Source organism: Nonomuraea coxensis DSM 45129 (assembly GCF_019397265.1).
Classification (GTDB): domain Bacteria; phylum Actinomycetota; class Actinomycetes; order Streptosporangiales; family Streptosporangiaceae; genus Nonomuraea; species Nonomuraea coxensis.
The window spans coordinates 3,396,792-3,410,072 of record NZ_CP068985.1; the positions used below are offsets into that span (position 1 = coordinate 3,396,792).

General features: G+C 70.5%; 11 protein-coding genes. 6 read left to right on the plus strand and 5 right to left on the minus strand.

The genetic code is table 11. The features are described 5' to 3' along the window. Positions 1-45: 45 nt before the first annotated feature. The 3 genes from Nocox_RS15830 to Nocox_RS15840 form a co-directional block, all read right to left on the minus strand. A complete protein-coding gene (locus Nocox_RS15830; protein ID WP_020543781.1) occupies positions 46-1,032 on the minus strand; it encodes a branched-chain amino acid ABC transporter permease in 987 nt (328 codons plus the stop codon). Positions 1,033-1,043: 11 nt separating this feature from the next. Further along, positions 1,044-2,333, minus strand: a complete 1,290-nt coding sequence (locus Nocox_RS15835; RefSeq protein ID WP_157383118.1) for a branched-chain amino acid ABC transporter permease — start codon at positions 2,331-2,333, stop codon at positions 1,044-1,046. Between the two features lie 417 nt (positions 2,334-2,750). Further along, positions 2,751-3,122 carry a PaaI family thioesterase gene (locus tag Nocox_RS15840; RefSeq protein ID WP_051112588.1) on the minus strand — a complete coding sequence of 124 codons (372 nt, stop codon included), beginning with the start codon at positions 3,120-3,122 and terminating at the stop codon, positions 2,751-2,753. A 104-nt stretch (positions 3,123-3,226) separates the two neighbouring features. On the opposite strand from Nocox_RS15840, the gene polA reads away from it, so the two are divergent. The 6 genes from polA to coaE all read left to right on the plus strand — a co-directional run bounded on the left by polA (position 3,227) and on the right by coaE (position 11,343). Continuing rightward, on the plus strand, positions 3,227-5,917 hold the full coding sequence (gene polA / locus Nocox_RS15845) for a DNA polymerase I (protein ID WP_033409339.1): 2,691 nt from the start codon (positions 3,227-3,229) through the stop codon (positions 5,915-5,917). Between the two features lie 188 nt (positions 5,918-6,105). Beyond that, complete coding sequence (locus Nocox_RS15850; protein ID WP_020543777.1) at positions 6,106-7,215, plus strand: polysaccharide deacetylase family protein; 1,110 nt, start codon at positions 6,106-6,108, stop codon at positions 7,213-7,215. Between the two features lie 191 nt (positions 7,216-7,406). Then, on the plus strand, positions 7,407-8,885 hold the full coding sequence (gene rpsA, locus Nocox_RS15855) for a 30S ribosomal protein S1 (RefSeq protein WP_020543776.1): 1,479 nt from the start codon (positions 7,407-7,409) through the stop codon (positions 8,883-8,885). Positions 8,886-9,037: 152 nt separating this feature from the next. After that, the gene (locus Nocox_RS15860; RefSeq protein ID WP_020543775.1) at positions 9,038-10,207 is read left to right on the plus strand and encodes an epoxide hydrolase family protein; all 1,170 of its coding nucleotides are present in this window, start codon (positions 9,038-9,040) and stop codon (positions 10,205-10,207) included. A 12-nt stretch (positions 10,208-10,219) separates the two neighbouring features. After that, on the plus strand, positions 10,220-10,690 hold the full coding sequence (locus tag Nocox_RS15865) for a GNAT family N-acetyltransferase (protein WP_020543774.1): 471 nt from the start codon (positions 10,220-10,222) through the stop codon (positions 10,688-10,690). A 50-nt stretch (positions 10,691-10,740) separates the two neighbouring features. Continuing rightward, positions 10,741-11,343 (plus strand): dephospho-CoA kinase, encoded by a 603-nt coding sequence (coaE, locus tag Nocox_RS15870; protein WP_020543773.1) that lies wholly within the window; start codon positions 10,741-10,743, stop codon positions 11,341-11,343. Positions 11,344-11,404: 61 nt separating this feature from the next. Here the strand turns inward: coaE and Nocox_RS15875 are convergent, their stop codons facing one another. Continuing rightward, on the minus strand, positions 11,405-12,277 hold the full coding sequence (locus Nocox_RS15875) for a hypothetical protein (RefSeq protein ID WP_157383117.1): 873 nt from the start codon (positions 12,275-12,277) through the stop codon (positions 11,405-11,407). A gap of 94 nt (positions 12,278-12,371) precedes the next feature. Beyond that, positions 12,372-13,193 (minus strand): SDR family NAD(P)-dependent oxidoreductase, encoded by an 822-nt coding sequence (locus tag Nocox_RS15880; RefSeq protein ID WP_020543772.1) that lies wholly within the window; start codon positions 13,191-13,193, stop codon positions 12,372-12,374. Positions 13,194-13,281 lie beyond the last annotated feature (88 nt).

Sequence of the window (13,281 nt, forward strand, 5' to 3'; positions counted from 1 at the left end):
TCCTTCGACTCGTCCCTCGACTCGTCAGTCGTCTCATCCATCGTGTCATCGCGCATCGATGGCGATCTCCCTCTTGTCACCGAAGATGCCCTGCGGCCGGACGACCAGCAACAGGATGAAGCCCAGGCCGACCAGGGCGTAGCGGATCGGGCCCACCTGGATGCTGGTCATGAACGGGATGTAGCCGTTGGCCACCAGCTCGGCGAGCAGGTTGCCGATGAAGACGAACAGCACCCAGAAGATCATCGCGCCGACGACCGGGCCGAAGACGCGGGCGGCGCCGCCGAGGATGACGATCGTGTAGGCGAAGAACGTCATCTCGGTGCCGAAGACGTCGGGCTGCACGGCGCCGTTGTAGAGGCCGTAGAAGAAGCCGCCGAAGCAGCCGATGACGCCGCCGAGCACCAGCGACTGCATCTTGTACGCGAAGACGTTCTTGCCGAGCGCGCGCACGGCGTCCTCGTCCTCGCGGATGGCCTTGAGCACGCGGCCCCACGGGCTCTTCATGAGCAGGTAGACCAGCCCGCAGGCGAGCATCAGGACGATCCAGCCAACCGTCAGCAGCCACAGCGTGCGCTCGTCGAAGACGATCGGGCCGATGCCGTAGCGGCCCTCCGGGTAGGGGTTCATGGCGTAGAAGTCGCCGTTGAAGCCGCGCCGGCCGTCCGAGCCGCCGAAGACCTCCTTGAACTGCACCGACCTGAAGACCAGCCGGATGATCTCGGCCGCGGCGATGGTGACGATCGCCAGGTAGTCGGCGCGCAGCTGCAGCGTCGGGATGCCCATGAGGAGCGCCAGGAGCACCGCGGCCGCGAGGCCGACGATGATGCCGACCCAGAACGGCAGGTTGAGCACGGTGACGGTGACGGCCAGGCCGTAGCCGGCCACGGCCATGAACGCCGCCTGACCGAAGTTGAGCAGGCCCGTGTAACCGAAGTGGATGTTGACGCCGATCGCGGCCAGGCCGTAGACCACGGTCTCCCAGCCGATGGCGGCGTGGACGGTGGTGGTGAAAATCGTGAGCCAGTCCATCTGTTACCCCGTCACCCGATCCGCTCGCGTCGGCCGAGGATGCCCTGCGGCCGGAAGAGAAGCACGACGATGAGCACCACCAGCGCGCCGACGGACTTCAGCTCCGGCGGCACCCACAGCGTGGACACCTGGATGAACACACCGACCACGAGCGAGCCGACCAGCGCGCCGAAGGCGGTGCCGAGCCCGCCGAGCGTGACGCCGGCGAAGATGAGCAGCAGGATGTCCTGGCCCATGGTGAACTTCAGCGACTGCGACAGGCCGAGCATGACGCCGGCCAGCGCGGCGATGGCGCCGCCACCGGCCCAGATGATGCGGATGACGCGGTCGACGTTGATGCCGGAGGAGGCGGCGAGCGCCGGGTTGTCGGACACGGCGCGGGCGGCCTTGCCGGTGCGGGTCTTCATCAGGGCGAGGCCCACGACGACGAGCACCGCGAGCTCGATGCCCATGGCCCACAGGTTCTTCGGAGCGGCGCTGATCGGGCCGATCTGGAGGCCGGCCTGGGTGTTGTAGTCCGTGTAGCTCTCGGTCTGCGCCCCGAAGAAGAACTGGATGAGGTTGCGCAGCAGGATCGCGACGCCGATCGAGATGATCATCATGGCGATGGTGCCGGTGCCGCGTTTGCGGAGCTGCCCCCAGAAGAAGCGGTCCTGTCCGTAGCCCAGGGCCCCCGCCAGCACCACGGCGAGGACCGCCGCGGGGATGAGCTGGATGCTGAACCCGACGTTGAACATGTACGCGAGGACCGCGCCCAACGTGACGAGCTCACCGTGGGCGAAGTTGGTCAGGCCGGTCGTCCCGTAGATGAGGGAGAGGCCGAGCGCGCCCAGGGCGATGATGAGGCCGAGGTTGAGGCCCTCGAACGAGAGCTGCGCGGCCTGGGCCCAGAAGGAGCTCTCCCCGGCGGTGCCCTGCTCGGGTCCGGCGGCGGCGCCCTTGGCCTCCAGGGCGAACAGCACGGTGGAGCAGTTGCCCTCGTAGACGGTCGGCGTGCGGACGTTGTTGCCGCCGCGGACCTGGGAGTCCTGAGGAAGCGAGCCGGGGTCCAGGGTGACCTTGTACTTGCCCGGTTTGTCGACTTGAACGTCCCAGATGCCTTGAGCGTTCGAGGTGACGTCCTGGACGGGTTGTCCGTCCTCGGTGGTCACCGAGATTTTGGCGCCGTTCACTGGCTGGCCTTGGAGTTTGAGTGTCCCCTTCAGCCCCTGGCAGTCGGCGGGACCCGCGTGGGCGGGTCCTGCCAGCAGGAAGACGAGTCCACCCAGGAAGGCCGTGAACGCGATCACGGCTCTGCGCAATGGTGCTCCCTCAAGTAGGTCAAGGCGGGGTGGGGTGCCCCTCCATCTCGACACGCGCATCGCAGGCACAACTGGGATGCAATGGCGGGAGCCTATTGCCGTGACGCCCGTTTCAGTATCGTTCGTCACCAATTAGTGACAACACGGTGTCACTCATGTGAGGAATCAAGTTGGCAGGTCAGGGGCTAAATAGAGGAAGACACCTGGCGGCCGGACGAAACGAATGGATAACGAAATCGCGGTAGGTATGGACGAGCCCGCGGAGCGGCCTTTGGGGCCGTGCAGGGCATCGCAGGCCGTGCACGTTATCTACCGGGCCTCCCCGCGGGCTCGCGTTCGGACCACCGTAGCGACCCGTGGGGGCGAAGCGCAAAGAATCGGGCGAAGTGGCCGCTGGGCAAAAATCCGGCAAAAGCCTCAGCGGTCGCGCAGCATGCAGGTGAGGCGGGAAGTGCACACCCGCCGGCCCTCCTCGTCGCTGATCTCGATGTCGTACGTCGCCAGCGTCCGCCCCGCGTGCAGCCGCGTCGCCACCCCCGTGACATGCCCCGAGCGGGCGGAACGGTGGTGCGTGGCGTTGATCTCGACGCCCACGGCGACGCGCTCCGGGCCGGCGTGGATCGCCGCCGCCACGGAGCCGAGGGTCTCGGCCAGCACCGCGGAGGCGCCGCCGTGCAGCAGCCCGTACGGCTGCGTGTTGCCCTCCACCGGCATCCGGCCCACCACCCGGTCCGGGCCCGCCTCCAGGAACTCGATGCCCATGCGGCTCGCCAGCGTGCCGTCGTGCATGCCGTTCAGCACCGGGAGATCAAGCGGGTTTGTCTGCGTCAAGGTGACGTCTCCACTCTTCCGAGCTCAGGTTTTCTGTCGCAGGGGCAGACTAGGCTGCGTACGTGCCGAAGAGTGAAGTGACCCCCAGCCGTCCGTGCCTGCTGCTGCTTGACGGGCATTCCCTGGCTTATCGCGCCTTCTACGCGCTCAAGGACGCCAACCTCATGACCTCCGACGGTCAGCACACCGAGGCGGTCTACGGGTTCACCTCGATGCTGACCAACGTCCTGCGCGACGAGCGGCCGACGCACGTCGCCGTGGCCTTCGACCGGTCCGAGCCCACGTTCCGGCACGAGGAATACGCCGACTACAAGGCCAACAGGAGCGAGACGCCGGAGGACTTCCGCGGCCAGATGCAGCTCATCTTCGAGCTGCTCGACACCCTGCGCATCCCGCGCCTGTCCAAGGCGGGCTTCGAGGCCGACGACATCATCGCCACGCTCGCCACCCGCGCGGCCGGGCAGGGGATGAACGTCCTCATCGTCACCGGCGACCGCGACGCGCTGCAACTCGTCAACGAGCACGTCACCGTCCTGATGACCCGGCGCGGCATCAGCGACATGACCCGGTTCACGCCCGAGGCCGTCGAGGAGAAATACGGCCTCACCCCGGTCCAGTATCCCGACTTCGCGGCGCTGCGCGGCGACCCCAGCGACAACCTCCTCAGCATCCCCGGCGTGGGCGAGAAGACCGCCGCCAAGTGGGTGCGCGAGTTCGGCACGCTGACCGCGCTCGTCGACCGGGTCGACGAGGTCAAGGGCAAGGTCGGCGACAAGCTGCGCGACCACGTCGCCCAGGTGCTGATGAACCGCAGGCTCACCGAGCTGCTGCGCGACGTGCCGGTCGAGGCCGAGCTCGGCGAGCTCAGGCAGGGCGCGTGGGAGCGCGAGGAGGTCAACAAGCTGTTCGACACCCTGCAGATCCGCGGCGAGCTGCGCGAGCGGGTGTTCAAGGTGCTCGGCACCGGCGAGCAGGAGCCCGACCAGGGCTTCGAGGTCGAGACCGTGATCCTCGGCCCCGACCGGGTGGCCGGCTGGCTGGCCGCCATGCCGGAGGGCCGGGCCGGGCTCGCCGTCAAGGGCGTCTACGGCAGCGGCACCGGCCGCATCGACGCCCTCGCCGTCGCCTCGCCCGACGGCACCGCCGCCCACATCGACCTGGTCAAGCTCACCGAGGCCGACGAGGCGGCCCTGCGGGCCTGGCTGGCCGACGAGGGGCGGCCCAAGGCCGTCCACGACGCCAAGGGGCCGATGCTGGCCCTGTGGGCGCAGGGCATGGACCTGCGCGGCCTGAGCTGCGACACCGCGCTGGCCGCCTACCTCGCGATGCCCGGCCAGCGCACCTTCGCGCTCGAGGACCTCGCCCGCCGCTACCTCAACCGCGACCTGCGGGCCGAGGAGGAGTCCAGCGGGCAGGCCGCGCTGTTCGGCGACGACGAGGACGCCCCCGCCAAGGACCTCGCGCTGCGCGCCCACGTCGTGCGCGAGCTCGCCGAGGCGCTGGAGCGCTTCCTGACCGGGCGCGGCGGCACCCAGCTCCTCGACGACGTCGAGCTGCCGCTGCTCACCGTGCTGGCCGAGATGGAGCGCGCGGGCATCGCGGTCGACAGCACCTACTTCACGGGGCTGGAGGCCGAGTTCGGCGCGGCCGTCAAGCACGCCGTGGAGGAGGCGCACCGCTCCGTGGGCGAGCAGTTCAACCTCGGCTCGCCCAAGCAGCTCCAGGAGATCCTCTTCACCCGCCTCAACCTGCCCAAGACGAAGAAGATCAAGACCGGCTACAGCACCGACGCCGACCAGCTCGCCTGGCTCGCCACGCAGACCGAGCACGAGCTGCCGACGATCATGCTGCGCCACCGCGACCAGCAGAAGCTGCGCACCACGGTCGAGGGGCTGATCAAGGAGATCGCCGACGACGGGCGCATCCACACGACGTTCAACCAGATCATCGCCGCGACCGGCCGGCTCTCCTCCGAGAAGCCCAACCTCCAGAACATCCCGATCCGCACCGCCGAGGGCCGCCGCATCCGGCAGGGCTTCACCGTCGGCGAGGGCTACGAGACGCTGCTCACGGCCGACTACAGCCAGATCGAGCTGCGCATCATGGCCCACCTGTCGGGCGACGAGTCGCTGATCGCCGCGTTCGAGTCCGGCCACGACTTCCACAAGGCCACCGCGGCCCGGGTGTTCGACCTGCCGCCCGAGCAGATCGACGGCGAGCTGCGGGCGCGCATCAAGGCCATGAACTACGGCCTGGCCTACGGACTGTCCGACTTCGGGCTGTCCGGGCAGCTCAACATCCCGGTCGCCGAGGCGCGGGCGCTGAAGGAGGAATACTTCCAGGAGTTCGGCGGCGTGCGCGACTTCCTGCACGCCATCGTGGCGCAGGCCCGCGCCGACGGCTACACCGAGACGATCATGGGCCGCCGCCGCTACCTGCCCGACCTCACCAGCGACAACCGGCAGCGGCGCGAGATGGCCGAGCGGATGGCGCTCAACGCCCCGATCCAGGGCTCGGCGGCCGACATCATCAAGGTCGCCATGCTCCACGTGCACCAGGCCATCCGCGAGGAGGGGCTGGCCTCGCGGATGCTGCTGCAGGTGCACGACGAGCTGGTGTTCGAGGTGGCGCCGGGCGAGCTGGAGGCGCTCAGGCAGCTCGTGTGCGACCAGATGAACGCCGCCTACCACCTGCGGGTGCCGCTGGAGGTCTCGGTGGGCGTCGGCCGCACCTGGGAGGACGCCGGCCACTGACCCCGCCGAGGGCCTTCGCGGCACGTCGCCTGCAGGGGCCCCTGGCGGCACCTCGCCTGCCGGGGACCCGGAGGATGGCGTGTTGCCTGCCGGGGGCCCGGAGGGGGCATGTCGCCCGGGGTCCCCGGTTTCCGTACAGATCTGGACTAGGGTGGAGTGTCGGCTTCCCCGAGCGGCACGGGAGTTCTGTGCGGTTACCAGCGTCCTCCACGAAGATCATCGGCATCGCGAACGTCGTCGTGGTCACCGTGGCGGTCATCGGACTCAGTGTCATGCCGGCGCAGGACCTCCCCCACGCCGGTCCGGCCTCCGCCGGCAAGGTCGAGCAGAGCCCGCCGTCCGCGGTCCCCGCCGACGTTCCTTCCACCCCTCCCGGGCAGCCGCCCGGAGTGGTGTCCACGCCCGAGTTCGCCCGGCAGGTGCGCGCCAACGAGGCGGGGATGGTGCCGGTCCTCATGTACCACCGCATCCTGCGCAAGCGGCTCGCCTCCATCGACCGCACCCCCGGCCAGCTCAGGAAGGAGCTGGAACGGCTGGCCCGCGCCGGCTACGTGCCGATCACCGCCGCGGAGTTCGCCGCCGGCGACATCCACGTGCCCGCCGGGCACTACCCGGTCGTGCTGACCTTCGACGACGGGCACCCGAGCCACTTCGCGCAGGACGCGAGCGGCAACCCGGCCCCCGGCACCGCGGTGGCGATCATCCAGGAGGTGGCCGCCCGCTACCCGTCATTCCGGCCGACCGCCACGTTCTGGGTCAACCACGAGCCGTTCGGGCTGCGCGACGAGGCCGGGCAGGCGGCCGCCGTGCGCTGGCTGACCGAGCACGGCTACGAGGTCGCCAACCACACCTGGAGCCATCCCAACCTCCGGGCCCTGCGCAAGCGCAAGGTCCGCGAGCAGATCGGCAGGATCGAGCGGCTGCTGAAGAAGCTCGGCGCGCCGCCGTCCCGCACGATGGCGCTGCCGTACGGGTCGATGCCGCACGGCAAGAAGGTCGCCAGGACCGGATCATGGGACGGGAACCGTTATGATTTCGCCGGCGTCTTCCTCGCCGGGGCCGAGCCCTCGGTTTCGCCCTACGCGAAAAAATTCGACCGGGGCGCGATCCAGCGGATCCAGAGCAACGGCAAGAAGGGCGAGTGCCGCAAATGGTGCTCGCAGTACTGGCTGGATTGGCTGGACAAGCATCCCGGCAAGCGGTACGTCTCCGACGGGGACCCGGAGCGGATCTCCGTCCCACGGGCGCAGAGGGGTAATATCATCCCCAAGCGAGGGCTCCAGGTCATCGCGTACTGACCTGCCTCGGATTGACCCCGTGGGCTTGGTCTCATATGCTGATCGCTGCGCTGTGGGCTCGCGCGCGCCTCAGACGGAGCGGGCTCGCGCTCGGTCACGTCGATGTCGTAATTCCTCGGCTTGATGCGGAAGAGGGCCTGCCGCGCGTCCGCCACATCGACATCCTGTCCGCGTTCGGAGCAATTCCACACATGACGTCCAGCACTGAGGCCACCTCGAGCACCCCGCAGGTAGCGGTCAACGACATCGGGTCCGAGGAAGCCTTCCTCGCCGCGATCGACGAGACCATCAAGTACTTCAACGACGGCGACATCGTCGAGGGCACCGTCGTCAAGGTCGATCGAGACGAGGTCCTTCTCGATATCGGCTACAAGACCGAGGGAGTCATCCCCTCGCGCGAGCTTTCGATCAAGCACGATGTCGACCCTGCTGACGTCGTGGAGGTCGGCGAACACGTCGAGGCCCTGGTTCTCCAGAAGGAGGACAAGGAGGGCCGCCTGATCCTGTCCAAGAAGCGCGCTCAGTACGAGCGCGCCTGGGGCACGATCGAGAAGATCAAGGACGAGGACGGCATCGTCACCGGCACCGTCATCGAGGTCGTCAAGGGTGGTCTCATCCTCGACATCGGCCTCCGTGGCTTCCTCCCGGCGTCCCTGGTCGAGATGCGACGGGTCCGCGACCTGCAGCCCTACGTCGGCCGTGAGCTCGAGGCGAAGATCATCGAGCTCGACAAGAACCGCAACAACGTGGTCCTGTCGCGCCGCGCCTGGCTCGAGCAGACGCAGTCGGAGGTCCGCCAGACCTTCCTCAACACCCTGCAGAAGGGTCAGGTCCGCAAGGGCGTCGTCTCCTCGATCGTCAACTTCGGCGCGTTCGTGGACCTCGGCGGCGTCGACGGCCTGGTCCACGTGTCCGAGCTGTCCTGGAAGCACATCGACCACCCCTCCGAGGTCGTCGAGGTCGGCCAGGAGGTCACGGTCGAGGTCCTCGACGTCGACATGGAGCGCGAGCGCGTCTCCCTGTCGCTCAAGGCCACCCAGGAAGACCCGTGGCAGCAGTTCGCCCGCACCCACCAGATCGGCCAGGTCGTGCCGGGCCGCGTCACCAAGCTGGTGCCGTTCGGCGCGTTCGTCCGGGTCGAGGAGGGCATCGAGGGTCTGGTCCACATCTCCGAGCTGGCCGAGCGCCACGTGGAGATCCCGGAGCAGGTCGTCCAGGTCGGCGACGAGATCTTTGTCAAGATCATCGACATCGACCTCGACCGTCGCCGCATCAGCCTCTCGCTGAAGCAGGCCAACGAGGGCGTGGGCGCCGAGGTCGAGTTCGACCCGACGCTCTACGGCATGGCCGCGACCTACGACGACCAGGGCAACTACATCTACCCCGAGGGCTTCGACCCGGAGACCGGCGAGTGGCTCGAAGGCTTCGACAAGCAGCGTGAGGAGTGGGAGCGGCAGTACGCCGAGGCCCAGCAGCGCTTCGAGGCCCACCGCAAGCAGATCGAGGAGGCCCGCAAGGCCGAGGCCGAGGCCGGCGAGGGCGCTCCGACGTCCTACGGCGGCGAGACCCCGGCTCAGCAGAGCTCCTCGTCCGCTCCGGCCAGCGGCGCGCTCGCCTCGGACGAGGCGCTCGCGGCCCTGCGCGAGAAGCTCGCGGGCGGCCAGAGCTGAGGCTCTGTCCCCAGGAGTAGGCGGTAAACGAAAGCCCCGCACGGGTTCGTGCGGGGCTTTCGCGTGTCCGGGCGGCGATCTGTGCGATGTGCTGCGCTCCTGGGAGTCATTGCGGAACGTGGCTTGCCGCATGGCTCCCTACCGTTCGTCCCATGACTGAGACGATCACTCCGTTCCGCATCGACATTCCCCAAGCCGACCTTGACGACCTGCGCGAGCGGCTGCGGCGCACCCGCTGGGCCCGTCAGCTCCCCGGCGGCTGGGACCGCGGGGTGCCCGTGGCCCACCTGCGTGAGCTGGCCGAACACTGGGCCGAGAGCTTCGACTGGCGGGCCCAGGAGGCCAGGCTCAACGCCTTCCCGCAGTTCACGACCGACATCGACGGCCAGCGGGTGCACTTCCTGCACGTACGCTCGCCGGAGCCGCACGCGCTGCCGCTGATCGTCACGCACAGCTGGCCGAGCTCGGTCGCCGAACTGCTCGACGTGCTCGGCCCGCTCACCGACCCGCGCGCCCACGGGCTCGACCCCGCGCTCGCCTTCCACGTCGTCGCGCCGTCCCTGCCCGGCTTCGCCTTCTCGGCGTTCCCCGAGCCCGCGGACGAGCGGCCCTGGAGCGTCGACCGGGTCGCCCGCACCTGGGCCGAGCTCATGCGCCGCCTCGGCCACGACCGCTACGGAGCCCACGGCAACGACGCCGGCGCGCTGGTCACGGCCCGGCTCGCCGCCCTCGACCCCGAGCACGTCACCGGGGCGGTCATCACCTCCGGCCTCGGCATCCCCACCGGCGACCCCGCCGAGCTCGAAGGGGCGAGCCAGGAGGAGCTGAGCTGGCTCAAGACGCTGGGGGAGCGGATGGCCGGCGGCAGCGGGTACGGCCCCTACCTGGCGAGCCGGCCCCAGACGCTCGCCCACGGGTTCGCCGACTCGCCGGTGGCGCAGCTGGCGTACCTGGTGGAGCGGTTCAAGGAGTTCGACGGCTGGCCCGAGCGGAACGGCCCGGTCGCCGAGCCGATCGGCCGCGACCTGCTGCTCACCACCGCCAGCCTGTACTGGTTCACCGGCACCGGCGGGTCGTCGTCTTGGACGTACTACGAGGGCGCCGCCGGCATGCCCGTCGACCAGCGGGACGTGCCCACCGGAGCCACGCACGGCGGCCCCGCCCTGCTGCGCCGCATCGCCGAGCGCGGCAACGACGTCGTGTACTGGGGTGACGGGGAGAGCCCGAGCCACATGGTGGCCATGGCCGCCCCCGAATCGGTCGTGACCGGCGTACGGGAGTTCTTCCAGGTCCTGCTCCGGCGCTCGGCGCCCGGCCGGTAGGGTGGCGGCGTGATGATCGAGCGGGCGGTGCCGGCGGACGCCGGGGAGATCCTCACCGTGCAGCGGGCGGCCTACGTGAGCGAGGCCCAGCTCTACGGCGACCCCTACATCCCGCCGCTGGTCGAGTCGCTGGAGCAGCTTCGCAAGGCCATCGAGGGCGCCGTCGTGCTCAAGGCGCTCGACGGTGACCGCCGCATCGTCGGCGCCGTACGCGGCCAGCTCTCCGGCACCACCTGCCTGGTCGGCCGGCTGGTCGTCGTCCCCGACCGGCAGGGGCAGGGCCTCGGCACGGCGCTGCTGCGGGCGCTGCACGAGCAGGTGCCGCAGGCCACCGCGTTCGACCTGTTCACCGGGCACCTGTCGGCGGGCAACCTCAAGCTCTACCGTCGGCTGGGCTACCGGGAGACGCACCGTGAGCGGATGGACGACCACCTGACGATGGTCCACCTGCGCAGGGAGCCGGAGCCCGGGCCCGTAGCCTGAGCCGGCCGTCCGGTCGTGCGCGGTCCGCGCATCGTGGATAGGCTGCACCGGTGCTGAAGATTGGGCTCACCGGCGGCATCGGATCCGGCAAGAGTGAGGTGTCCAGGCGGCTCGCGGCTCATGGCGCGGTCGTGATCGACGCCGACAAGATCGCGCGCGAGGTCGTCGAGCCCGGCACGGCCGGGCTGGCACGGGTGGTCACGGCCTTCGGCGAGGAGGTGCTCCGCCCCGACGGGGCCCTCGACCGCGAGAAGCTGGGCTCGATCGTCTTCGCCGACTCCCAGAAGCTGGCCGTGCTCAACGGCATCGTGCATCCGCTCGTGGGGGAGCGGGTGGCGCGGTTGCAGGCGGACGCGCCCGGCGACGCCGTCGTGGTCTACGACGTGCCGCTGCTGGCCGAGAACAAACTCGCCCCCATGTACGACGTCGTGATCGTCGTGGACGCGGCCGACGAGGTGCGCATCCAGCGGCTCGCCGAGCACCGCGGCATGGCGGAGGCCGACGCCAAGGCCCGCATCGCCGCCCAGGCGAGCCGGGAGGACCGGCTGGCGGTCGCCGACGTCGTCATCGTGAACGAAGGATCGCTGGAGGAGCTGGACGCGCGGGTGACCGAGGTCTGGGCCGACCTGCTCCAGCGGGCCGCCCGCGGCTGACCGGACAGGGGTCCGGGCGCGGGGCCTGGCGGGGTCGTCGCGCCGGCTGGGCTCTTGGTGGTCAGGAGGTCCCGTCGGCGGCTGCCTGGCCGTTGAGGCTGCCGGGGACCTGCGGGGCCGGGGTGAGTGTGGCGGCGGTGTCCGGGGCCGTCGTGGTGGACGTGGGGGCGGGGGTTCCGGAGTCGTCCCCGGTGCCCATGACCACGGCGCTGCGACGTGGGCGTACCGGCTGGGGGCGGATCGCGCGCGGGCGGGCGGTGCGGGTGCGCTGGCTGCGGGCCGCCTGTGGCCGTACGGCGCCCGGCGTGGTCGGGTAGGTCGTCGCGGTCGCGACCGGTTGCGGCGACAGCCGCGACGGAGGCGGCGTGACGGGCGCGGGCGGCGTGGTGACGGGCGCGGCGTCCACGACCGGCGGCGCGGTGGCCGACGCGGGCGCGGTGGCGGCGGGGCTGCGGCGCAGCGCCGCGGCGGGTGGCGTCGGCGGCACCGATCCCGGGTGGGGCACGGGGTCCAGCGTGGTGCGGAACGCCGGGACGCCGATCAGCGCCCCGGCCAGGGTCAGCAGCACCACGCCCACGGCCACGGCGGCCGTCTTGGCGGCCTGCGAGCGCCCCTCACCCTTCCGGTTGGTGTCGGTGCCAGGCCGCTGCGGCCACGGCAACGGTCCGGCGGCCCGTTTCGGCATGACCTCCCGCCCATCGGGAAGCTCACCCGCCGCCTCGGCAAGCCCCGCGTCACCCGGCCCGTCCTGGCCCGGCCCGGCCTGGCCCGGCCCGTCCTGGTGCGGCGGGTTCTGGGTCGGGCCGTGCTCGTTGGGTGTGCGGTTGCTGCGGGCCTGCGGAGTTCCGGCGGTGTGGGCGGGGTCGGCCGCCTGCGCGGGGAGGTCGCGGCCGCCGGTCACGAGCCCAGCCCTTGGCAGGTAACCATGCTCCATCCCCTTCACGATGCTCCGCGCCACCGAAACGATCTAGCCCAGGATCCTCCCACAGTCCGGTGGCGGAGCGCGGCAATCGCGGCAAAAGGGGCGTTCAGTCGAGGAGGTGGCGGGTCAGGTCGTGGAGGCGGCGGGCGGCGGCCGGGTCGAGCGTCGGGATCGACGGGTCCACCGGCGTACGCCGGTCGTAGGCGAGCAGCCGCCCGGCGGGCGGATCGGCCATCAGCTCGATGATGGGCGCGACGGCCTTGTCCACGGGCTGCGCGGCGACCTTGGCGAGGAGCCGGACGAGCGCCCGCGCGGGCTGGGGAAGGCTGCCGCTGCCGCTGTCGGTGAAGCCCGGATGGTGCAGCAGGAAGCGGGTACGCCCGCCGGGGTGCGCGTCCGGGTAGGCGACGCCCAGCAGGTCCGTGGCCCGCCCGCCCTGGAGCAGGGCCTTGATGCCGCTGTAGCCGCGGCTGAGCGACAGGTCGTCCCAGTGGATCGTGCCCTTGGTGACGCCGACGCCGCACACGTTCACGATCATCGGCCGGCCGCCCTTCTCCAGCAGGTCCGTGAGGCCGTGGCTGAGCAGGAGGCGGCTGACGTAGTAGAGCGCGAAGGTGGCCTCGAAGCCGTCGGGGGTGAGCGTGCGGGTCCCGAAGTGCCGGATGGCGGTGAGGATGAGCCCGTCGAGGGCGTCGTGCCGGGCCTTGACCTCCTCGATCACCCGCCGGTTCTCCGCGACGGAGGTCAGGTCGGCCCGTACGAACGTGGCCCGCTCCCCGGCCCCCAGCCGGGCCGCCTCGTCGAGCAGGGCCCGCCCCCTGCCCGGGTCGCTGCCGACCACCGTCACCCGGTCGCCGGCCCGCAGGTGGTGCAGCGCCAGGCCGCGCCCCATCCCGGTCGTGCCGCCCGCCACCACGTACGTTCCCATGCTCTGCTCCCATCGCCAAGTCATCGTTCGATGACTTGAAGGACCGTAACACGCGCGGCCGATACGATGTCAACAGTCGATGACTCAG